General features: G+C 25.2%; 26 protein-coding genes. 9 read left to right on the plus strand and 17 right to left on the minus strand.

Translation table 11 applies throughout. The features are described from left to right. Nucleotides 1-513, minus strand: a 513-nt coding sequence (locus tag ABCP60_RS10030) for a DUF3867 family protein (protein WP_343101689.1), incomplete at its 3' end; no start/stop codon positions are given. A gap of 266 nt (nucleotides 514-779) precedes the next feature. On the opposite strand from ABCP60_RS10030, the gene ABCP60_RS10035 reads away from it, so the two are divergent. Continuing rightward, nucleotides 780-1,127, plus strand: a complete 348-nt coding sequence (locus tag ABCP60_RS10035) for a RidA family protein (protein ID WP_092924866.1) — start codon at nucleotides 780-782, stop codon at nucleotides 1,125-1,127. A 39-nt stretch (nucleotides 1,128-1,166) separates the two neighbouring features. Here ABCP60_RS10035 and glpK read toward each other — a convergent pair whose 3' ends face one another. Beyond that, nucleotides 1,167-2,672 carry a glycerol kinase GlpK gene (glpK, locus tag ABCP60_RS10040; RefSeq protein WP_092924864.1) on the minus strand — a complete coding sequence of 502 codons (1,506 nt, stop codon included), beginning with the start codon at nucleotides 2,670-2,672 and terminating at the stop codon, nucleotides 1,167-1,169. 302 nt (nucleotides 2,673-2,974) lie between these two features. Here glpK and ABCP60_RS10045 point away from each other — a divergent pair, with 302 nt between their 5' ends. Then, entirely contained in the window at nucleotides 2,975-3,427 is a 453-nt protein-coding gene (locus ABCP60_RS10045; protein WP_092924862.1) for a hypothetical protein, read from the plus strand. Between the two features lie 27 nt (nucleotides 3,428-3,454). Here the strand turns inward: ABCP60_RS10045 and ABCP60_RS10050 are convergent, their stop codons facing one another. Beyond that, complete coding sequence (locus tag ABCP60_RS10050) at nucleotides 3,455-3,712, minus strand: TIGR03905 family TSCPD domain-containing protein (RefSeq protein ID WP_166505750.1); 258 nt, start codon at nucleotides 3,710-3,712, stop codon at nucleotides 3,455-3,457. A gap of 684 nt (nucleotides 3,713-4,396) precedes the next feature. Between ABCP60_RS10050 and ABCP60_RS10055 the strand changes: the two genes are divergently transcribed. Continuing rightward, nucleotides 4,397-5,152 carry a peptidylprolyl isomerase gene (locus ABCP60_RS10055; protein WP_092924856.1) on the plus strand — a complete coding sequence of 252 codons (756 nt, stop codon included), beginning with the start codon at nucleotides 4,397-4,399 and terminating at the stop codon, nucleotides 5,150-5,152. A gap of 31 nt (nucleotides 5,153-5,183) precedes the next feature. Here the strand turns inward: ABCP60_RS10055 and ABCP60_RS10060 are convergent, their stop codons facing one another. Next, the gene (locus ABCP60_RS10060) at nucleotides 5,184-5,588 is read right to left on the minus strand and encodes a CBS domain-containing protein (RefSeq protein ID WP_092924854.1); all 405 of its coding nucleotides are present in this window, start codon (nucleotides 5,586-5,588) and stop codon (nucleotides 5,184-5,186) included. Between the two features lie 201 nt (nucleotides 5,589-5,789). Between ABCP60_RS10060 and ABCP60_RS10065 the strand changes: the two genes are divergently transcribed. Then, nucleotides 5,790-6,557: a hypothetical protein gene (locus ABCP60_RS10065; RefSeq protein WP_343101690.1), complete on the plus strand. Its 768-nt coding sequence runs from the start codon at nucleotides 5,790-5,792 to the stop codon at nucleotides 6,555-6,557. A gap of 84 nt (nucleotides 6,558-6,641) precedes the next feature. On the opposite strand, the gene ABCP60_RS10070 is transcribed toward ABCP60_RS10065, so the two are convergent. After that, nucleotides 6,642-6,842: a cold-shock protein gene (locus ABCP60_RS10070; RefSeq protein ID WP_092924850.1), complete on the minus strand. Its 201-nt coding sequence runs from the start codon at nucleotides 6,840-6,842 to the stop codon at nucleotides 6,642-6,644. Between the two features lie 135 nt (nucleotides 6,843-6,977). Continuing rightward, complete coding sequence (locus tag ABCP60_RS10075; RefSeq protein ID WP_092924848.1) at nucleotides 6,978-8,123, minus strand: amidase domain-containing protein; 1,146 nt, start codon at nucleotides 8,121-8,123, stop codon at nucleotides 6,978-6,980. Between the two features lie 228 nt (nucleotides 8,124-8,351). Here ABCP60_RS10075 and ABCP60_RS10080 point away from each other — a divergent pair, with 228 nt between their 5' ends. Then, a complete protein-coding gene (locus ABCP60_RS10080) occupies nucleotides 8,352-9,173 on the plus strand; it encodes a pyridoxamine kinase (RefSeq protein ID WP_207733536.1) in 822 nt (273 codons plus the stop codon). Nucleotides 9,174-9,263: 90 nt separating this feature from the next. Then, a complete protein-coding gene (locus ABCP60_RS10085; protein WP_195237397.1) occupies nucleotides 9,264-9,584 on the plus strand; it encodes a YlbF family regulator in 321 nt (106 codons plus the stop codon). Nucleotides 9,585-9,648: 64 nt separating this feature from the next. Here the strand turns inward: ABCP60_RS10085 and ABCP60_RS10090 are convergent, their stop codons facing one another. Further along, the gene (locus tag ABCP60_RS10090) at nucleotides 9,649-10,728 is read right to left on the minus strand and encodes a hypothetical protein (RefSeq protein WP_343101691.1); all 1,080 of its coding nucleotides are present in this window, start codon (nucleotides 10,726-10,728) and stop codon (nucleotides 9,649-9,651) included. Nucleotides 10,729-10,986: 258 nt separating this feature from the next. Between ABCP60_RS10090 and ABCP60_RS10095 the strand changes: the two genes are divergently transcribed. Next, nucleotides 10,987-11,205: a hypothetical protein gene (locus tag ABCP60_RS10095; RefSeq protein ID WP_195237394.1), complete on the plus strand. Its 219-nt coding sequence runs from the start codon at nucleotides 10,987-10,989 to the stop codon at nucleotides 11,203-11,205. 126 nt (nucleotides 11,206-11,331) lie between these two features. Here ABCP60_RS10095 and ABCP60_RS10100 read toward each other — a convergent pair whose 3' ends face one another. The 5 genes from ABCP60_RS10100 to ABCP60_RS10120 form a co-directional block, all read right to left on the minus strand. Further along, nucleotides 11,332-11,883, minus strand: a complete 552-nt coding sequence (locus tag ABCP60_RS10100) for a hypothetical protein (protein ID WP_195237392.1) — start codon at nucleotides 11,881-11,883, stop codon at nucleotides 11,332-11,334. 118 nt (nucleotides 11,884-12,001) lie between these two features. Then, nucleotides 12,002-13,006, minus strand: coding sequence for a hypothetical protein (locus ABCP60_RS10105; protein WP_343101692.1), 1,005 nt, complete (start codon nucleotides 13,004-13,006; stop codon nucleotides 12,002-12,004). Continuing rightward, complete coding sequence (locus tag ABCP60_RS10110) at nucleotides 12,999-13,718, minus strand: DUF1700 domain-containing protein (protein ID WP_343101693.1); 720 nt, start codon at nucleotides 13,716-13,718, stop codon at nucleotides 12,999-13,001. The genes ABCP60_RS10105 and ABCP60_RS10110 overlap by 8 nt, the downstream gene beginning before the upstream one ends. A 14-nt stretch (nucleotides 13,719-13,732) precedes the next feature. Continuing rightward, nucleotides 13,733-14,038 carry a PadR family transcriptional regulator gene (locus tag ABCP60_RS10115; protein ID WP_343101694.1) on the minus strand — a complete coding sequence of 102 codons (306 nt, stop codon included), beginning with the start codon at nucleotides 14,036-14,038 and terminating at the stop codon, nucleotides 13,733-13,735. Nucleotides 14,039-14,228: 190 nt separating this feature from the next. Further along, nucleotides 14,229-15,557 carry a hypothetical protein gene (locus tag ABCP60_RS10120; RefSeq protein ID WP_343101695.1) on the minus strand — a complete coding sequence of 443 codons (1,329 nt, stop codon included), beginning with the start codon at nucleotides 15,555-15,557 and terminating at the stop codon, nucleotides 14,229-14,231. Nucleotides 15,558-15,735: 178 nt separating this feature from the next. On the opposite strand from ABCP60_RS10120, the gene ABCP60_RS10125 reads away from it, so the two are divergent. Further along, the gene (locus ABCP60_RS10125) at nucleotides 15,736-16,857 is read left to right on the plus strand and encodes a glycosyltransferase (protein ID WP_271892213.1); all 1,122 of its coding nucleotides are present in this window, start codon (nucleotides 15,736-15,738) and stop codon (nucleotides 16,855-16,857) included. Nucleotides 16,858-16,865: 8 nt separating this feature from the next. Here the strand turns inward: ABCP60_RS10125 and ABCP60_RS10130 are convergent, their stop codons facing one another. The 3 genes from ABCP60_RS10130 to ABCP60_RS10140 all read right to left on the minus strand — a co-directional run bounded on the left by ABCP60_RS10130 (nucleotide 16,866) and on the right by ABCP60_RS10140 (nucleotide 20,559). Then, entirely contained in the window at nucleotides 16,866-17,546 is a 681-nt protein-coding gene (locus ABCP60_RS10130) for a hypothetical protein (protein ID WP_343101696.1), read from the minus strand. Between the two features lie 139 nt (nucleotides 17,547-17,685). Then, on the minus strand, nucleotides 17,686-18,450 hold the full coding sequence (locus ABCP60_RS10135; protein WP_343101697.1) for a M23 family metallopeptidase: 765 nt from the start codon (nucleotides 18,448-18,450) through the stop codon (nucleotides 17,686-17,688). Nucleotides 18,451-18,660: 210 nt separating this feature from the next. After that, a complete protein-coding gene (locus ABCP60_RS10140) occupies nucleotides 18,661-20,559 on the minus strand; it encodes a glutamine synthetase (protein WP_343101698.1) in 1,899 nt (632 codons plus the stop codon). Nucleotides 20,560-20,891: 332 nt separating this feature from the next. Between ABCP60_RS10140 and ABCP60_RS10145 the strand changes: the two genes are divergently transcribed. Next, entirely contained in the window at nucleotides 20,892-21,668 is a 777-nt protein-coding gene (locus ABCP60_RS10145; protein ID WP_195581269.1) for a 3'-5' exonuclease, read from the plus strand. Nucleotides 21,669-21,692: 24 nt separating this feature from the next. Here the strand turns inward: ABCP60_RS10145 and ABCP60_RS10150 are convergent, their stop codons facing one another. Further along, entirely contained in the window at nucleotides 21,693-22,019 is a 327-nt protein-coding gene (locus tag ABCP60_RS10150; protein ID WP_092924822.1) for a hypothetical protein, read from the minus strand. 89 nt (nucleotides 22,020-22,108) lie between these two features. After that, the gene (locus ABCP60_RS10155) at nucleotides 22,109-22,861 is read right to left on the minus strand and encodes an exodeoxyribonuclease III (protein WP_195237386.1); all 753 of its coding nucleotides are present in this window, start codon (nucleotides 22,859-22,861) and stop codon (nucleotides 22,109-22,111) included. Nucleotides 22,862-22,876 lie beyond the last annotated feature (15 nt).

Below are 22,876 nucleotides of genomic sequence, written 5' to 3' on the forward strand. Positions count from 1 at the left end.
TTTATATCCTAGTAAAAATTCATTTAACTCAGCATCAACTAAATTTATTTTCTTACTACTACATAATGTAACTTTTTCTTTATCTATTATAACTTCTATATCATTTGTATCATTTTTTATATAAGTAGTTACACAACCTTTAGTTTGTATTTTATTAGCATATTTTTCATAAAATGATGTTGTATTCTTTATAGAATTTATACTCTCTTCACTAATATTAGACATGTCTAAATTTGCTGGATCTATTCCAAAATTTTTAAGTTGATCTTCTACTTCTTGAGGATTCATACCATATCTTTCCATAAATTTTTTTTGTATATTCATAAACTTCTCATAAGATATATTATTATCCTTCATATAATCAAATATCTTCTTAGAAAATTCAGCCATTGTCATACTTCCATCCATTACTGAAAAATATAAATTATATATATACTGTTCAAACTTATCTACATCAGAATCTTTAGCCTTGTTTTTTAAATTGTTAAAATCTATCACTCTATCGTCAGACATATTTATCCTCCTTTAAAAATCTTTACTTGTATATGATTATAACATATTTATATAGTTTTAAATTATTATTTATATAATATATTTGACCAATTTCAATAAATAAAAACTCTCCATTTATTATTTAACTTATCATCATATACATCTTATGTTTATCTATATTAGAATTGGAATTTATTTCACTTAATTGTTTAATAATTTTACTTTATATGATATATTTTTATATGTAATGTGATTTATTGGAATATTTTTAACTTGGAGGTAAAATTATGGAAATAAAAAGATTTGAAACAACTGAAAGAATGAGTAAAGCTGTTGTTCACAACAATACTCTTTACTTATGTGGTCAAGTTCATGCTGAAGGTGATATAAAGGAGCAAACAGCTAAAGTATTAGAGAAAATAGAAGATTTATTAAATAAGTATGGTTCAGATAAAAATCATATGTTATCAGTTACTATATATATAAAAGATATGAAAGATTTTGCTGATATGAACTCTGTTTGGGATGCTTGGATTGAAGAAGGATTTGCTCCAGCTAGAGCATGTGTTGAAGCTAAGATGGCTAGAGAATGTCTTCTTGTTGAGATGAGTGTTGTAGCTGCTATAAAGGAGTAATATAACATAAATAAAAAAGATGGTTTGATACCATCTTTTTTATTCCTCTTCTTCTTCCCACTCCATAGCTCTTTTTACAGCTTTTTTCCAGGTTTTATATAATTTCTCCTTTTTGCATTTATCCATTTTAGGAGTAAACTCTTTATCAACTCCCCACTTAACCTTTATATCATTCTTACTTTTATAAAATCCTACCGAAAGTCCTGCCAGATAAGCAGCTCCTAGTGCTGTTGTTTCTATAACCTTTGGTCTATCTATATTTACATCTAATATATCTGATTGAAATTGCATTAAAAAATTATTGCTACTTGCTCCTCCATCTACCTTTAAAAACTTAAGATTTATATTTGAATCTTGTTCCATAGCATTTAATACATCTTTAGTTTGATATGCTATAGATTCTAAAGTAGCTCTTATTATATGTTCTTTTTTAGCTCCTCTACTTAAACCTACAATGGTTCCTCTAGCATACATATCCCAGTAAGGTGCTCCAAGACCTGTAAATGCTGGAACAACATATACTCCATTTGTATCATCAACCTTTGATGCATAACTTTCACTATCCTTAGCTTCTTTTATCATTCTTAATTCATCTCTAAGCCACTGAATAGAGGCACCTCCCATAAATATACTTCCCTCTAATGCATAAGTAATTTTATTGTCTATCCCCCAAGCTATAGTTGTTATTAAACCATTTCTAGATTTAACTATTTCTTCACCTATGTTCATAAGTAAAAAACAACCTGTACCATAAGTATTTTTTGCACTTCCCTTTTCAAAACATGTTTGTCCAAACAACGCAGCTTGTTGATCCCCTGCACATCCTGATATTGGAATTTCTGCACCTGCCATCATCATAGAATCAGTGTGTCCATATACATAACTAGATGGGTATACATTTGGGAGCATTGATTTTGGTATATCAAGTTCTTTTAATATATCTTCATCCCACTTTAGCTCTTTTATATTATACATCATAGTTCTCGATGCATTAGAGTAATCTGTAGCATGAACTTTTCCCCTAGTTAAATTCCATATAAGCCAAGTGTCAACAGTTCCAAATAGTAATTCACCATTATTTGCTTTTTTTCTCGCGCCTTCTACATTGTCTAATATCCATTTTACTTTAGTAGCTGAAAAATAAGCATCTATTAAAAGACCTGTTTTATCTTTTATTATTTCTTCTAATCCTTTGTCTTTTAATTCTTTACATATATCTGATGTTCTTCTACACTGCCAAACTATTGCATTATATATAGGTTTTCCTGTATTTTTATCCCATACTATAGTAGTTTCTCTTTGATTAGTTATTCCTATTGCAGCAATTTCTTCCGGTCTTATACCCTTAGTTTCTATTACTTCTCTCATTACCCCACTTTGAGTTCCCCATATTTCCATAGGATCATGTTCTACCCATCCAGATTGTTTATATATTTGAGTAAATTCTTTTTGCGATTTACTTACTATTTCTCCATTTTCATCAAACAATATAGCTCTTGAACTTGTTGTGCCTTGATCTAGAGATATTATATATTTCTTTTCCATATTAATCTCCTTACTTTATTAATGAATATATACATATATATTACCACAATAAACAAAATAGCTAAATTATATTATTAAAGAATGAGATTATGTTAATTTATACTACTATATATATTTATCAAGTTTTTATAACTCATTTATTTCCTTTTTTTTAATTATATGATAAAATAATTAATATATTTTGCTTTGCTTGAATATAAATTTTAATAACAAACTTGTACATAATATAAATGTAATGACCTTTAAGTTTCAAGCATGACATCGTTATTATATCTAATATTAATTAAATTAGGAGGATTAATATGGGCTTAAAAGACAAATTCGCAGAATCATTTGCTAGATCAAAAACAATGACTGGCCCTGAAAAAAGAGCTAATGAAATAATGGGCAAACTACTTATGAAAAAAGCTATAATTCCTATTGTTTTAATGGTTATCATTATGATAGTTGGTATGGTTGCTAAGATAAATGGTTGGGCTATACTTGCAGTTAACTTATTAGTTGCTCTTGGGACTTACTTCTACATAAAAAAAGCTGGGGAAAAATATCAAAACTTCAAGCCTTATGTTGGTAACTTAATCAGTCTAGAGAAAAAAGGTAAAAATGAGTACGTAGCTATAATAAAACAAGGTAAAATGCCAGTAAAATTAGAAATAAACTATGGTGGAGAAGACCTTGCTGGACTTAAGAAAAATCAATTAGTTCAAGTTAGTTACAATCCTGATGCTAAAATAGCTATAGTTGTAACTAAGTAATAAAAAAGTCTTCGTTAGAAGACTTTTTTATTTATTATAAACATATTTCTTATATATTTTAAGTGCTTTAGCTAATTGATCAGGGCAAGATGTTCCTCTATTCTTACATGGTATATCTTCAAGATTTTTTATTATATCATCAATATCTTTACCTTCAACTAGATGCTTTATTCCTATAGTATTTCCACTACATCCACCCTCGAAAACTACGTCTTTTAATATATTGCCTTCAATATCCATTAATATAGACTTTGAACATACACCTTTAGTATAATATCTATACATACTTATCCCACCTTAATATATTTTATAAATTAATTTCTTAATTAATATATATACTAATTAAACAATAAATATTTCATATATTTTTTTTATATAGATATAATAATGGTAGTATTTGATTAATTTGTATGCTTTAATTTATTTATAGATTGAATTTGAAAGGATGTGTTTATTATTTCAAAAGAATTTCTTGATAAATATTTTAAATTTTTATTCTTATTTTTTTGGCCTATAGTTTGGTACGACTATGTTTCTATTGCTGCTATGAGAATTGAAATATTTATGTTTTTATTATTTTTAACAGCATCTATAGTTTATATAATAATGATTCTAAAATCTATTAATAAAATAGAAGATATAGATGTATTATATAGAATAACTACAATCTTAGCATTTATACTGTTTTTATGTAGCTATTTATTATTCTCTAAAAACAGAATATTACTTATTTTTAAACTAATATTTTTATTTATATACTTTTATGTTTCTTGCATAAAAAATTTTAAATACAATGAAAATGAAGGTGTCGTTGGAATGCTATCATCACTTTTACTTATAACTATTACTTTTTCATATTAATACATATTTAGTATAAAATTTGGAAATGTTAGACATATAAGTTTTTTTCTGATATCATTTAAATTGAAAGTAATATTAATTATAAACTTACATAAAGGAGTAACAATTATGGAAAGAAAAGTTTTAGCAACAATTGGAGAAAAAGAAATCACTAACTACGATGTTGAGAGTGCTCTACAAAGCTTAGAACCATATCAAGCTATGCACTTTAATAGTGAGCAAGGTAAAAAGCAATTATTAGATGATTTAGTTAACCAAGAATTATTCTATATGGAAGCTAAAGAAAATGAATTACATAACGATGAAGAGTTTAAAAAAGAATTACAAAGAGTTCAAGAAAATATGTTAAAGCAATATGCTATAAACAAAGTATTAACTAGTATATCTTTAACTGAAGAAGAAAAGAAGGCTTTCTTTGATGCTAATAAAGATAAATTCAATAAGCCAGAAACAGCTACTGCTAAGCACATATTAGTTGAAACTGAAGAACAAGCTAATGATTTATTAAATAAAATAAAAGCTAATGAAGTATCTTTTGAAGATGCAGCATCAGAACATTCTACTTGCCCTTCTAAAGAAGCTGGTGGAAACTTAGGATCATTCCCTAGAGGACAAATGGTTCCAGAATTTGAAGAAGCAGTATTCAATATGGAAAAAGGTGAAGTAGCAGGACCTGTTAAAACTCAATTTGGATACCACTTAATAAAATTAGAAGATTTAAATAAAGGTGGAGAATCTGAATACGAAGAAGTTAAAAATGAAATAGAAAGAACTTTAATGTATCAAAAGCAAACAGAAGTTTACTCTAAAAAATTAAATGACCTTAGATCTAAATATGGAAATATGATCAAGTTAAATGACTAAAAATAAGACCTAGTATATACTAGGTCTTATCTTATTCTTTTAATTTATTGTAACAATACTCTATAATATCTTTTCTTTTTATTATACCAATAAAAATTTCTTGATCGTCTATAACAGGAACAAAGTTCTGATTCATAGATTTTGAAATTAAATCTTCTATATTAGCGTTAACATCAACAGGAGAATTGTCTTTTCTTCTATTTACTTCTTTGATAGGAATATCCTCTACTCCCTTTAAATCTAGCGAAAATTTATTTTTTAATGTCCACAATAAATCTCCTTCTGTTATAGTCCCAACATACTTCCCCTCATCATTAATTATGGGAATAGATGAATATCTATGATATTCCATCTTCTCTAGAGTTTGCCTCATAGTGTAGTTTTCATATATATATGCAACTTCACTCTTAGGTGTTAGAAAAAATAATATATTCACTATACTGCACCTCCAATAAGTAAACATTAATTAATTTATATACAAAAGTATTATATTCTTCTTTCTCTCAACTATAATTTTAACATATTTTTATATATATTTTAATTTAAAATATGTTAAAATTATTTTTTTATTTAAATTATCTTTTATGGGTATATATTAAATAAAAATTATTTATGTTTTAAATTTGGAGGTATAACAATGAAATTTGATTATAATATAGAAGTTAATAGTTTTTTAAATAAAATATATGAACACAAGGTATATGAAATAGCATATGAAAATAATTTATACAATATAGATGCTAAAGTTTTAAAAGATAGATTTGATTTATTAAAAAACACAAAAATATATTTAGGAAGCGATATGCATGAATTTATAGTAAATTTAATTCCTAAAGATAAAGATGGATACTACTTTAGATGTGAAATAGCTAACTATCACAACTACTCTGTTCCTAGAATTTATGACTATAAAGGAGAGCCTATAAAAAATGCTAATTACAATAGATATGGTGTACAACTTTGGGAATCTCATATGAATGAATTACTTATAGAAGATATTGAAAGTAAATTTAATCAAGCTGATTTTATTTATTTTATAGATAATAATTTATTAAGCATTGTTGATAAAATAAATGACTATATTAAATCTCGTAGAGATAAAGAAAAGATAGTTATAAAATTTGAAGATAAGAATGAAATATTAGATATAGTGAAATCCCTAATATTAAATGGAAGTCTTGATTTATCTTATGCTGAATTTTTAATTGATATGGACAAATTAAGAGATGAAATGATTAAGTTTAGTACTCCTTTTCATATGTACAATGAATTTGATAAATTAGAAGATGATACTCTTTATTGTTTAGATAATTTCTGTAAATACAATTCTTTAGATTTATTTGATGCTTTGATTAATGAAAAAGGATTTAAATTTATAAATGGAGTTGGACTTGTAAAAGAATAAGTTAATAGTGAAATTAAAAACGCCGCTTAATTGCGGCGGGTGTTTCACATACTACTAGACTTACTAATATATATATGAAATTAATTATAATTTAACTACGTTAGCAGCTTGAGGACCTTTAGCACCTTCAACTATTTCGAATTGAACGTTTTGTCCTTCTTCTAAAGACTTGTATCCATCAGCAGCTATAGCTGAGAAATGTACGAAAACATCTCCTTCACCTTCTACAGATATGAATCCAAATCCTTTTTCATTATTAAACCATTTAACTACACCAGTTTTCATTTAATAGATCCTCCTAAAAACACACAAAAATTATTTAGCTACAAATGTTTGCAACTTTATTATTACTTTAACATATATACATATCATTGTCAAATGTTATTAAGTTTATACACATCAACTTATAGATTCTAGTTTCTAGTAATGTACCTTAATTAAATGAAATCTTATAGCCTTATCACTCCACCCTAAATCCCATGGTACTAGTAATCTATCTGTATTGTGACAAGTTACTAAAGGATATCCTTTTGAGTCAAGTCCTGTTACAGTTGATACGTGAGTTATTCTGCCTCCTTTTTCATATGCCACAAAATCCCCAGGTCTTAAATTATAGGCTTCTTTATAAATATCTTCATAACTTCCTTTTGCTATTAAACTTCCTCTACCACTATATACTATATAATTTTTAAAAGCTTGTGCATTTACCCATGCCTTAGTTCCTGCACCATCTGCGTAATTCCATGTATCATTTTTTTTGAATCTCCCACTTTCAAACATTATTTGAGATGCAAAGTTTGCGCAGTCTCCACCTTCTGGATTATAATCTCTGTAATTTGAGTTGAATTTTAAACCATTTTCTTCATCAGCAGCTGCTCCACAATATTTATGTGCATATTCTATGGCTTTTATTTGCTCTTGCTTTAAATCTAATATTGTAGGCTTTTGCATACTTATATAATTTTTTATGTCTTCAGATTTTATATTATCTAAGTTTAAAGAATCAGCAAATGGATCTGTATACCATTCTTTAGTTATTATATATTGATCATCTATTATTTTGACATTTATATAATGATAAGTTCCTATTCTACACATATTTATAATATCTGGTTCTTTATCATATGAATACTTATACTCTGTTGAAACTGTACATATAATGCCGTATAAACCTTCTTCCTTTTCTTTTACTTTTTTGATTTTCACTTTTGCTTTTATATCATTAAACTTAACTCCTTGTTTACTAGACCAATTTTCTAGGTATTTCATCTTTTTTACTTCATGTTCCCATGCCCATAAACCAAACTTTTTATCTACCTCATATAATTCTTTTAGCCCTTCTTCATTTTTATCAAGTATTGCTTTATTTCTATGATCAAATAGTTCTTCAAGAAGAAGCTTGTATTTATTATTTTCGCCATCTTCTATTTTACTTACTTCGGTAGAGTTTGATTTTATTATTAATTCACCTTCTTTTATATATGAATATAATCCAATAGCTATCGTTAATGATAATGATATAATTATAATTTTAGCATACTTATTTTTAATATTAAGTTTTATCAATGTCAGACCTCCTAAAAGCAATTTATGTATTCTCTTGATTTATATTATTATATCCAAACATATTAAAAATAATTTTAATTTATTTAAAGCTTTTACTCTCTCAAATCTTTGTAATATATATTTAAATAAATTGTAACCATACATTTTATTTTTTGTAATTATATATTTGTTTTTGAATTTTTTAGTAGTAATATATTTATATAAATATTTTTATAGGGAGGTGCTATTTTGAAGAAAATAGCTGCTATTCATGATTTATCAGGTATAGGTAGATGTTCTTTAACTGCTGCAATACCTATATTATCTGCATTAAAAACTCAATGTTGTCCTTTTCCTACAGCAATTTTATCTAGTCAAACAGGCTATCCTAAATATAGTTTTTTAGATTTTACTGATCACATGAGAGAATACTCTAATGTTTGGTCTGAGCTTAATATTAATTTTGATTATATCTATAGTGGTTTTTTAGGTTCTAAAGACCAAGTAGATATAGTGATTGACTTTATAAAGAAAAATAATAATTCTTTTGTAATAGTGGATCCTGTAATGGGAGACAATGGAAATATGTATTCTATATTTGATAACGATATGTGTAAAAAAATTAAAAATTTAGTAAAGATATCTAACCTTACGACTCCAAATATAACTGAAGCATGTCTATTAACCAATAGAAGTATTTCTGATATTGGTGATTTGACTAAAAAAGATATTATTAATATGGCCAAAGAAATTTCTGAATTAGGCCCTGAAAATGTAATTATAACTGGAGTAGTTCAGGATGGTTATATACTAAATATTGGATATGATAAAATCAGTGATAATTGTTTTATTACTTCATTTGAATATAATAATTTATCTTATAGTGGCACTGGTGATATATTCACATCTATTATATGTGGCTTAATAGCAAATGGTCATGATTTAGAATTTGCTATTAACAAATCTAGTTATTTTGTTCATAAAGTAGTAAACTATACATCCAAATTTGACACTGATAGAAATGATGGTATTATGTTTGAATACTTTTTAAATGAATTAACTCGCTTATAATGTAAATTATATTCCTTTTAAATATGTAGTATATATTACCTTCTTAAATTATAAAATGTAATATAGTATTTTTTATAAATGGAGGTATATATGGATATAAATAAAAAAGCACTTGAACTTGCTAATTCAATTAAATCTAGTGATGAATTTAAACTTATGAAGAAATCTAAATCCCAACTTGATAAAAATAAAAATTTAAAAAGACAACTTGATAATTATATAGATAAAAAAAATAAGCTTTACTCTAATAATAGAATAGAAGATGCATCAAGTAAATTAGCCGAACTTAACAAGGAATATCAAGAATTTTTTAATTTACCTCTAGTTTCTAGCTATATGAAATCTACTAGAGATTTTAATAATCTCATGGAAAAAGTATATAAGTCTATAGAAAAAGAATTATTAAAATAAGTATAATTTTCTTTAAGAATAAATAAAGAATACCTGCAGGCATTCTTTATTTATTCTTAGTATTTTAATATCTTGGCCATCCCATATTTTTCATCATATTTTTCATATTCATATAATAGTGCATCCACATATCATTTGCGTCTTGACAATGATTAGAGCAAGCATTCATATAAGGCATTCCGACCATTGGATATTCATCTGCCATATCCCCTATATAGTGCATATTACACATATCATACATAGGGCTTACATAAGTTGCACAATCACAATCCATATACACATCTTCTTTGCAATGTGGCTTACAATATTCTTGCTTTAGACCTATATCACAATACTTCTCTTTATTTTTTTTGTAATGTGATTTGCTTTCTTTAGTATCGCATGTACAATATTTTTTGTGATCACAATCTATATATTTTTTCATATCCATTTCACACTTATCTAACTTGCTACTACATTTTTTTATCATTTCTTCACATTTTTTAGATTTATGTCCATATTCTTTTATTTTATCTTCTGCAGATTTGTAACATTCTAATGCTTTTTCATCAAATTTTAAAGCTTTAGCATATAAACACTTAGCTTTTTCACTGAATTCCTGTGCTCTGTCTCTTAAATCATTTGCTTTTTCACACTTACATCTAGCTTCATTCTCTATTTCTTCAGCTTCTTTATGCAAGCATTTAGCCTTTTCACAAAGTTCTCTAGCTTTTTCCATTAATTCTTTGGCTTTACATTCTGCTGCTCTAGATTCATTCTCGTTGCATTGTGCTTTTTCTCTTAAATCATTAGCTTTTGCTGCTAATACATTTGATGATTTTTCACACTCTCTAGCTTTTTCCATTAACTCCTTAGCTTTACATTCACAGCGTGATGCTTCATCAAATAAATCTTCTGCTTTTTGTACTAGTTCTAAGCACTTATCTACACATGTAATCTCAAAATGCTCATCACATTTGCAATCGTCCATAAAATCACATTTACTCTCATGATCACAATCTATATATTTTTTTGAAGGTTTTTTGCAACAAACATTTGATTTGTGTGAGTTACATGGTTTACATGATTTTACTTTGTCATTGCATACATTGAAATTGTCACACTTAGGTTGACATCCACACCCTTGGCTTTTCTTTTTCTTCATAATACGTCAAAACCCCTTTTGCTGTAATATTCAACTCGCATAATAAACTTATGCTGTCTAATATAATTATATGAAAATCTTAAAATCTGGTTACTAGTTCTTTTAATAATATTATTAAAGTAAATAATCCTAAAATCATAAATATTTTTAAAATATTAGTTTTAGATTATATTTTTTTATCATTTACACATCCTATTTATATATTAAATTTTAATTAATTTTTAATATTATAAATTATATCTTGATGGGAGTGACACCATGGATAAAGATAATCAATTATTAAAAGGTATTTTAATAGGTTCTGCTACATTAGCTGCTTTGAGTGTAATTAGTCCTTCAATTAGAAAAATAACAACTTCAACAGTTAAAGCAACTTGCAAGCAACAAATGAAGCTTCTCGCTGGTATAGGTGTATTATCTATAGCTAACTATATATCAAATCTTGATGATGATATATATACAATAGATGATATCTAATTTATATGATAATTGTTTTTACTTATATTTCTTTGAAATACATATAGAAATTATAAGTAAATTAAAAACAAAATAATCATAAAAACATAAAAAAGTCAGTATTAGAAATACTTCTAATACTGACTTTTAATCTAATGATATTAACTTACCATCATAATATAATTGTACCTTTTTTATCCAATCGCCTTTATAATCTTCTTGAATTATATTTTTTACAATTGTATTTATTGTGTACTCTTTTGTTGTTTCATTTAGATAATCTTTCTTCCAAGATACTCTACTCTCTGAATCAGTCTTTGGTTCTATCAATTCAATCCTTGCAGTACTATTCTTAATAAAAACAGTAACTTTCATTGGTAAACTATTAAAGCACTCTTTAGATAATACATTTATAATACTTTCTATCTTTTCTTGAAGTGTACTATCTTTTTTAACTTCTATATACTTAACCTCTTTAGGATCATCTTTAAGTATATGTATAGGTATGTTAATGCTATCTGAATTTTGCTTAATTTTATCCGATTCCTTTAGTGTTGCTTCACTTTGAGATATTTCACTTTCTACTGCAGAAGATGGTTTAACTTCTACTTTATTATCATCATTTACGCTTTTATCACTACATCCTATAACTAAAAATGAAGTAAAAGCTGTTATAAAACTTAATGCTAATTTATTCATAAGTATACCTCTTCTTTTTATATTTATAAATATTATAACATAGTATACTTTATATTTTTAGCATTTTTTATTGGAGTTAATTGATTATTCTATATTTTTTGGCTATAATTTCATTTATTTAATGTAAATTTATATTATTCGCTTTTACATTTATAATATATTTCTCTTCATTATTTAAATTTTCTTTGTTTAAAGTTCCCTTTAACTCTTTTAAATTTTCATCATTTCTATAATGCTCATCAATAAGCATATTACTTACATTTATACCTGATATAGACTTCATATCTACACTAAAATTATAATTTTTACTTGGTATGTTTATATAAACGCTTGAATTGTATGCATTTATATTTAATTCTTTAGCTATTGGTATATTTGTATCTATATTAATATTTGAACTACTATTACTATTTTGAGTTATATTTATAGTTTTTGGTATAAATTTTTCAATATCATCTACAAATATTTCATTTTGAGCTGAATATATTTCAATTCCACCACTTTCTATATTAACGTTATCTATTCCTATTAATTCCTCTGTAGATAAGTATATATGTCCGTTAGATTTTATATCTAGGTTTTTAAGTGTTTTCATCCCTTTGGGCAGTGATATATACCCATTTATAGTCTTATAATATACACTATCTAGTAATAGATTATTTTCTATACTTAATCTTGCATGATCAGTAGATGCATTTACATTTATATTATTTGGAACATATATAATTAAACTTTGACTATTATTATAGTAAAATGCATTAATCACATTTTCTATAAATTCTTCTAAATTGTTGCTTATTTTATAATTATATTCCTTTTCATTTTCAACTATACTCAATTTATTGCCATCTTCTTTAATATTGTAGTTACTTATACCTTTCTTCACTACTCTAACTTCATGTCCTTCATATTTTTCTATTATTATATTACTCACTTTAGTCTTTACATCTAAATTTTCTATACTTATATTTTTATTGTAAATTACTTGTTCTTTATCTAAGCTTTTTTCTATATTAAATATAGTTTGAGTAAAATAAGGGACAGATGATATAGAAAAGTATATAGTACCAACTATACCAATTACTATTAATATTATTGAAAATATGGTTACCTTTTTATTCATCATCTTCCTCTCCTTCCTTAAAACTATTCTCTTCTTTATTATTAGCTTCTTTTTTCTTACTAGCATTTATATATAGTTTTCTTGTTTTCATCCAACTTTTATACCTATTTACGCTTGTTTTATATATAGATATTATAAATATATATATTTGCCATGCTAATATCTGACCACCTACAAATGCAATAGACATAAATACATAAAGTCCCATCACCTCATGTGTTTGAGATATAAAATTTATTATTATAGGCATTGTAGCTACATATAAACCAATTAATGAAACTAATATAATACCAACTACAGATAAAAATAATACTATTAAAAATCTTGGAATGAATACTATTAAAGATAGTATACTAAGACCTAATTGTATTATTTTTCTTTTATTTTGGTCATTATTTTCAATATCTAAAGTTAATTTTTCACTAACTCTATCTTTTAAGTTTATATATTGTCTTTTAAAATTTGACTTTATTATATTTATTTTTAGTCTTATATTATTATCTTCTTCTTTATTTTTAGTCTCTGCTATAAGTTCACTAGCTATAGTTTTAGGTGAACCAAGAGATTTTATTATTTCTATATCGCTTTTTCCCTCTATTGTTCCATCTAAAAAGTATTCTTCATAGTCTCTTAATATATCTCCTATTTCTTCTTCTGAAAAACTACCTTTAAGATAATCTCTTAATATATCTAAAAATTCAGCTCTATTCAATATTATCACTCCTTTTACTCTATTAAAATATTTACAGCCTTTACGAAATCTTTCCACTCTACAATTAACTTATTTAAGTTTTCTTTTCCCAAATCTGTTAATTTATAATACTTCCTAGCAGGTCCCTCACTCGATTCTAATATATATGTGTCAAAATATCCATCTTTTGTAAGTCTTCTAAGAATAGGGTATATAGTTCCTTCATTAACTTCTATAACTTTAGATATATTTTGCACTATCTCATATCCGTACATGTCTTTTTTAGAAATAAGAGCTAGTACACATATTTCAAGTACTCCTTTTCTAAACTGAGTATTCACAAAACTCCTCCTCTCATTAAGCAGTCTACTGTGTATAACACACTACATTGTTTTATTATAATAGTGATTATATAATAGCACAGTACTTTGTTTTGCACAATAGTAATTTATAATAAGTTAATATTAAAATTATCCTTTAAGTTGATAATTTTGAAAAAGGAGCTATTTTAAGCTTAAATAGCTCCCTATCTTATATTAAATATCCACTATACAAGTAAGCTATAAATATGTATATTATTATAATTAAATTTATTCTAAGTAAATAAGATATTATAAACTCTTTTATATTTATTTTTAATGCCATTTTATTATTAGCTATATATATAATATTTGTGCTAATAGATGTACAACTTAAAATTCCTATTATACAAATTAAAATTTTGGTTTGTATACTTATACTTTTATCTACATTATTTATTCCTATTATAGTGTTATAAAATACATCTATTATAAATCCTACTAACTCATTTATATTTTTAACTTGCAAAACATCTAATACTGGATTAATCAAAATCTTTATTATTTCTATTATTATCTCACTATTTAATATTATCTGCCCTATATATAGAAATATAACTATATTTGGTATAAGATTTATAGATATACTTATACTTTCTTCTAAATTATCTATAATTGCTTTGAATAGACCTTTACTATCACTATTAGATAAATAATATTTTATTATTTTTTTTAATTTATCCTTTTTAGGGTAACTATTTTTTTTATTACTTTTTAAATAATATGATTTTTTCTTCTTAGATATTGGATATATTCTACTTAATACCATATTTATTAATATTAATACAGTAGTTGACACCGTAATGGCATAAGCTAGATTTATATTTAGATATCCACATATATAAATAACTATTGGGTATGAAAGTATTGAAAAATTTAATATTATATTACAAGCTTCATATTCCTTTAATTTACCTTCTCTATATAATTTATTAGTCATAAACATTCCACAAAATGGATTTGTAAAAATATATACCAATATATTTAAAAAGCTTATACCATCTATTCTAAATAACAATTTTGTATATTTATTTAGATAAACACTTGTTAATTCTAACAATCCATATTCTAAAAATGGCATAAATAAAACACCTATAGTAAATACAATTATTGTATTTAAGACTACTTCTTCTATAAGAAGATATACATTATCATTTCCTAAAAGTCCGTTTTTACTTCCAAAAAATATATTTACTAAGAAAATTAATGCTACAATTCTACTAATCATAAGAATATTTTTATTTTTCAAGTTACATTTTAATATTTCTTTAAACATTCCTATAATTAAATAAAATACAATACACACTTCTATGAAATGTTTCATATTACTTTGAAGCTTATATGATATATGATATATTAAATTCAATACTTGTCCATTTAATTTAATAGGTATAAAAAATATAATTATTCCAATTGCTGTGTATACTATAGATTTTGATAACTTTATAAAATATTCTCTATTATAATCATCTTTTACATTAATTTTATTAATATTTTCCATATCACCACCTCATTTATTATTTTCAATTCTTATTTGATATTTCCTCTATAAAATTTTAAATTACAAATTATTTATAGACATTTAGAAGCTAACATCAACTTCTATTATTGCTTATTTTTCCTTATATGGTTATAATAAATTATACTTATTAAGGTAATTTTTTAGAGGTGAATATTTAATGGATATAGATAATAAAAAGACTGTACTAATTCTTACTGCTCAATTTGGTGCAGGACATATAAGTGCAGCAAATGCCATAAAAGACTATATTTTAGAAAAGGATTCTTCTGTTAATGTAATAATAGAAAATTTTATAACAGCTAGTATACCTAGGATGAATAAACCAATGGTAAAACTTTATGAAAACAATACTAAATATGTTCCTGGACTATATAACTACTATTATTATTTAAAAAAGTCCTTTGATTCAAAACATGATATAGCTCATAAATTATATACTCCTAAGCTTATCGAATTTATATTAGATGTAAATCCTGATGTTATTATATCAACGTTTCCTCTTGCTGCTGCTTGTGTGTATAATTTTAAAATTAAATACCCTAGTATTAATATTCCCACACTAACAGTTGTCACAGATGTAGTTGATAGCCTCGAATGGATATATCCAGATACAAGCATGTATTTTGTACCATCATTAGAAATAAAAAATAGATATGTTCAAAAAGGTATTAATCCAGAATCTATAAAAGTAACTGGTGTACCTATAAACAAAAAGTTTTGTATTGAGAATAAGACAAAAGAATCTAATAAGTATAAAATTTTATTACTTGGTGGTGGTAGAGGTTTATTTGATATAGATGAAGATTTCATGTATTGGATTGATGAATTTATAGAAAATAGCTGTAATAACATAGAAATAGCTATTGTTACTGGTAAAAATAAGAAGCTTTATGATATATTAAAAGAAAAAAAACCTTTAAACAATATTAAAGTTTTAGGATTTGTTACTGATATGCACAATCTGCTAAGAGAGTATGATTTAATGATAACTAAACCTGGAGGGGCAACACTTTTTGAGGGAATTCTTTCTCAAACACCAGTTGTCGTTAAGCTTCCTAAGGTAGGACAAGAAATAGAAAATGCCCGATTCATAATAGATAAAGGAATTGGATTAGTATATACAAATGATGAAGATTTAAAAGATATTTTTAATAGTATAGCTTCAAATAAATTTGATTCTATATTTAATTTTATGAAGTGCAATATGAAATCTTTTAAAAACACTATAGAAAATGAAAGTATTGGAGACAGTATTTTAAAGCTAATAAATAACAAGTAATACACTTGTTATTTATTAGCTTTTTTACATTTATCTAAATATATTATATTGTCTTTTTTGCTTTCTAATACCTTTGTATTTTTATTTCTTAACTTTTTACTAGCATGATTAAATATATTATATGTTATATATATTTCTCCTATAAGAAATAATATATTTACTAGAGTCTCTAATGTTAATGTTATTTTATAACTTTCGTTGCTATAATTTATTATAGTGTAATACTTAATAAATATTATAGCTAAAATATGAATATTTATTATATTTGAAATTCTATTAAATTCATTACAAAGATTATACTTTCTTATATTATTTTTTATAATATACTTACTATGACCATTAGCTCTTAGTATATCTGTGTATAAAGCACTTGCTATATCTTTTTTTAATAAATTACTAATAATTATAGCTACTAATATTCCTATTAGGATATATATATCATATGCATATTTTTCAAAGCTTGAATCCATATCTTTTTTTACTAAATATATTATTATATATACGCAAGAAAATATTATTGATGTAATGTTTAATCTATGTTGGCTTTTAAATGTATAAAGTGAATAAAGTATTCCTGGCACTATTAATAATATAGCTATATACTCTAGACTTTTCCATTCACTTATATAGCAAACCCCCAAAGGTAAAAGTATATAACAAAGCATATCTAATAGAAAATCTTTTTTCATGGCATCATCCCTTTTTAAATTTTCTAAATTTTCTAAATTTTTAACTTATAGATTAGGCTTATGTTTTTTGATTACTTTATTATAATTTATTTTATGCTAAAAAGAAGGGTATATTACCCTCCTTTTTAATATATTTAAATTATTTTATTACTCCATCAATAGGATTTGTAGTTTCTCCATTTAATAAAATCTCAAAGTGGACATGATTACCAGTTGAATTTCCTGTACTTCCAACTTCCGCTATAGCTTGTCCTTTTTTTACTATATCACCTTTATTAACTCTATTATATGAGTTATGTGCATATACTGTTGTCTTTCCATCAAAATGTTTTACCTTCACAACATTACCATACCCATTTTGACTACCAGAAAACTCTACTATTCCATCATCACTAGCTAATATTTCAGTAGACTTAGGAGCAGGTATATCTATTCCTCTATGAAAATTTGCTTTTTTAGTTATTGGATGTATTCTTTGTCCATATGCAGAGCTTATTTCATAATATGATTTTAAAGGCCATATGCCAGGTATAAAACTTAAATTATTTTTATTTAAATATTCTTTCTTATTTTTTTCTATGCTCTTTTGTATTTGTATACTATCTATCATTATATTTTCTAATTCTTTTTCTAATGCTTTTTTGTTTTCTTGTAATGAATATTCTTTTTCTTCTACTAGACCCATATCTTCTTCTAAAAAGCTTATACTTATAACTTCTATAGATTCACTTTCTTCTTTTTTTAATTCTAAGTCTAGTTCATTTATTTTTTTAGATATTTCCTTTTGCTTTTGTTGATTTTCTATTAGTCTATCAATTTGTAATTCTGTTGATGCATGTACATTATTGTATGGCAAAATACATACTAATAAAATTAACATATAAATAAATATATTTTTTCTCATTTTTTCACTCCTTTTAAAACTATTTATCAGTATTAACTATTTTTTACATTTTTATTACATTTTTTATTCAATTTAAGAATTATTGTTAAGTAATAAAGTAAACTTTCCTAATTTTTTATTATAAAAATTCGCTTTACCTAAGCGACATACCTAATATAATTTTTTGTATATAAAAAAGAGCTATTCTCTATTTGAGATAGCTCCTTTACTTTAGTAAATATTTTTTTTGTAATCTGCATATAGTGCTTGAATATCTTCTATATATCCATTTAATTCTAATTGTAACTTTGATACTTTTTCAAAATCATTAAATTCTATAGCTTCTTTTATTTCTGTAAATAGTGATTTTTTAGTTAATGTATCTTTCATAACTTTAAACTTTATATCACATATTTTATTCCATGTAACTTCATCTAAAGCGTCCATATTTTCATTATCATGTAATTTTACACAATTTCTTATTATTTCTCTATCATTTTGTATTATTCTATTATTTAATTCCTTTGTCCACTTGTCTATAGCGCCTGTCTTAAATGAATCTATTATAGCTTCTGTGAATACATCTCCCATTTTTAACACTTCTACCTTAGATTTATTTATTTCTAGATTTCTCATATTTTCATAAACAGTTGCTGGTGGTGCTGAGAATCTTTCATTTCTCTCTTCAATTGTATAATACTCAAATACATCATTTTCATCTCTGTATGATCTATTTTTTTCTAAATAAAAACTTTCTTCTCCTATATCTTTAGATATTTCTTTTTCAAGTTCCTTAGTTGTTAATTTACTTTTAGCTACTGCTTTTATTCCATCTAACATAGTTTGGTAACATCCAGCTATAACTAAGTATGTATTTGAAAGTGGATTTGGAGATCTTAGTTCAAATCTTACTGTTTTAGGATTTTTAATATCTCTTACTAACCCTACTAATACAGATCTATTTCTTGATGGTAGTTTATAGCTATGCCCTAGAGATGTAACTATACAAACAGGTGCTTCAAACCCTGGAACCAGTCTATTAAATCCATCATTAGTTGCCGTTACTATAGGATTTAATACTTCATAGTTTTTAAGGATACCCATAAGTGCTCCATAACCAATTTCACTTACATAATCTTTATTCATATCTCTTGGCGCAAATAAATTTTTTATACTTCCATCCTTTAATTTTGCACTAACTCCTACGTGAGTGTGTCCTCCACTACCTGCAACTCCATGTATAGGTTTTGCTTTAAATGTTACTTCAAGTCCATGAGACGTAAATACGTCTTCTATTATCTCCCTTACTAATAACTCATTGTCCGCTGTTTGTATAGGGCTAGAAAATTTCCATGATATTTCTAATTGCTCCATCGCGTGGTTAGTTTTACCATCTATACTTATAGAACTATTTATTCCCCCTACTTCTTTATGTGCCATTTCTGGATTTATTCCCATTTTTTGAAGTACTATTATTGACTTTTCTAGGCACGTTCTTATTATCCCATGTGTTCTTTTCCAGTACTGTTCTTTTAAGCTTTGAGATACCGATAATTTCTCTAAGTCAGCTTTATCTTCTGGAGTATTTACCCAAAACTCTAATTCAGTTGCAGCTGTTAGTATTATATCTTCTATATCATCTGCTTTTTCTATTCCTATATTATTTATAAGATGTGGATATTCCCTAAATAACTCTATTATAGAGTTTTTAAAATATTTTTCTGATTTTTTAAGTATTCCCCTTGAACAAACTTTTTTATTTTCATGTATTAAAAATGCAGGTATTCTAAGGGTACCTACAGGCAAATTAGTTTCTTCATCTATATGCTCAAAATTATAATCTATAAACCATGTACACTCTGTATCTGGCATTAAATCTACCTTAGCATTGTTTAATGTAGCAATATTATAAAGCTCAACACTTGAACCATCAGTTTGAACTGCCGATTCTAAGAAATTATCTATATCATCTAAAAACAATTCCATAGGTATTTTTTCATCAGTTGCATTTCCACCTAAGTCAACACCCATTAATGATACAAACTTTATATGCTTGTTTTTACTTAATATATTTCTAAGATTTTTTTCATTATGATTATCTCTTTCTATTGTATATAATAGTTTTTGCATTTAAGCACACTCCCCTATAAGATATGTATTTTGTACTGAAAAATATACACGATACCTAAAACTTTTATATTTTAATTTTTATAAATCGTTTTGTTCGTATTTTAATTTATACTTATTATATATTAAGCTTTTAAAGTTCGCAATATTTTTATTAATTTATATTTTAAACATATTCACGATATTACTTATTACTGTTTTTTATACATTTATTTAACATTTTTATCAATATAGGGTATACTAAAGTAAGATGTATTTTTATATATTAATACAAGTAATTTTATAATTTAATTATACATTTTATCACAAGATAAGATTATTAGGAGAGAAGTATTATGGAATATATAGTTTTTGACTTAGAATTTAATCAAGGCTTTGACAAAAAAATTAATAAGACAGTATCTAATGAAAAATGTCCTTTTGAGATAATTCAAATAGGTGCAATTAAATTAGATAGCAATTTTAATCTAATAGATACCTTTAATAGCTATGTAAAACCTCAACTATACAAAAAAATTCATCCTTTTGTTGGTAAAATGACTAATATCACTATAGATGATGTTTTAGATGCCCCTACCTTCCCACAAGTTTATAAGGATTTTAAAAAATTTATTTCTACTAAAAATCCTGTGCTTTGTGTATGGGGAACTGGTGATTTAAAAGAGCTATATAGAAATATAAATTACTATAGTCTACCTTCTAAAACTTTGCCTAAATCATATATAAATATACAACATCACGCTTCAAATTACTTTAATAACCCCGCTGGAAAAAGTATTGGTCTTCAAAATGCTATTAATATATTAGGATTAACTCAAGACAAATCATATCATAATGCTTTAAATGATGCATATTATACTTCTCAAGTGTTTATTAAAATATATAATCCAAGTATAGTTCCTGATGTATATATGTATACTACAGTTAAAGCACCTTGTTCTTCTAAAAGAAGTCAAAAAAAGCAATTAGATTATGATAAACTATTCAAAGAATTTGAAAAACTTCTTGAAAGACCATTAACTCGTGAAGATAAAAAAATTATTGATTTAGCATATAAGATGGGGAAAACTGGCCAATTTTTAAGTGGTGAACCTAAATATAAAAAAAGATAGAGTATATACTCTATCTTTTTTTATTTAAATATTTATAAATAGCATCTTCATAAGCTCATACTGAGCAAATTCTACACTTTTTATTTCTTTACTTTCACTTCTATTTAGCTCTTTTTCTCCTATAAATACATCTTTATCACCTATATTGGCATATAGTTCATTTAATATATTTAAAAAGTCACATACCTTAACAGATTCTTCTTTTGACTTTAGCAAGGTTATATATTCATTCTCTCGATCTTCATATAAACATTCTATTCCATATAGTATATTATCTTCTTTTATATAAATAACCTCTCCGCCTAAAGATTCTCCTTTTTCTAATTTATGCTTAAGCTCTAATAATTTCATTTTGTCCCCCTTAATATAAATTTTTCTTATGATTTAATATAATCATGCTACTATACATTATATTAAGGTGATATAAAATTTATTAATAATTATTTTATGACTAATTCTATAGGACAATGATCAGATCCTAATATTTGTGTATGTATATCAGCACTAACTAATCTATCTTTCATATCATCACTTACTACAAAGTAATCAATTCTCCATCCAGAATTATTTTTTCTTGCATTAAATCTATAAGACCACCAAGAATATACGCCTTCTTTATCTACATTAAAATATCTATATGTATCTATAAATCCAGAATCTAAAAGTTCTGTAAATTTATTTCTTTCTTCATCTGTAAATCCTGCATTTTTTCTATTAGTTTTAGGATTTTTTAAATCAATCTCTTTATGAGCAACATTTAAATCTCCACATACTACAACAGGCTTTTTAGTGTTTAGTTCTAATAAATAATTTCTAAAATCATCTTCCCATTTCATTCTGTATTCTAGTCTTTTTAATTCACTTTGAGAGTTTGGTGTATATACTGTTATAAAGTAAAAGTCCTCAAATTCTAAAGTTATTACTCTTCCCTCTTTATCATGTTCTTCTATATTTAACCCGTAAGATACACTTAAAGGTTCTATTTTAGAAAATATAGCAGTCCCTGAATATCCTTTTTTTTCTGCATAATTCCAATATTGGTGATATCCTTTTAAATCAAGGTCTATTTGACCTTCTTGAAGCTTTGTTTCTTGTAAACAAAATATATCTGCATCTACTTCATTAAAGTAGTCTAAAAATCCTTTTGTTACACACGCCCTTATTCCATTTACATTCCAAGATATTAATTTCATTTATTCCTCCTAAGT

Origin of the sequence: Romboutsia sp. MSSM.1001216sp_RTP31141st1_G3_RTP31141_220114, from assembly GCF_039031195.1 — a bacterium.
GTDB lineage: Bacteria > Bacillota > Clostridia > Peptostreptococcales > Peptostreptococcaceae > Romboutsia_C > Romboutsia_C hominis.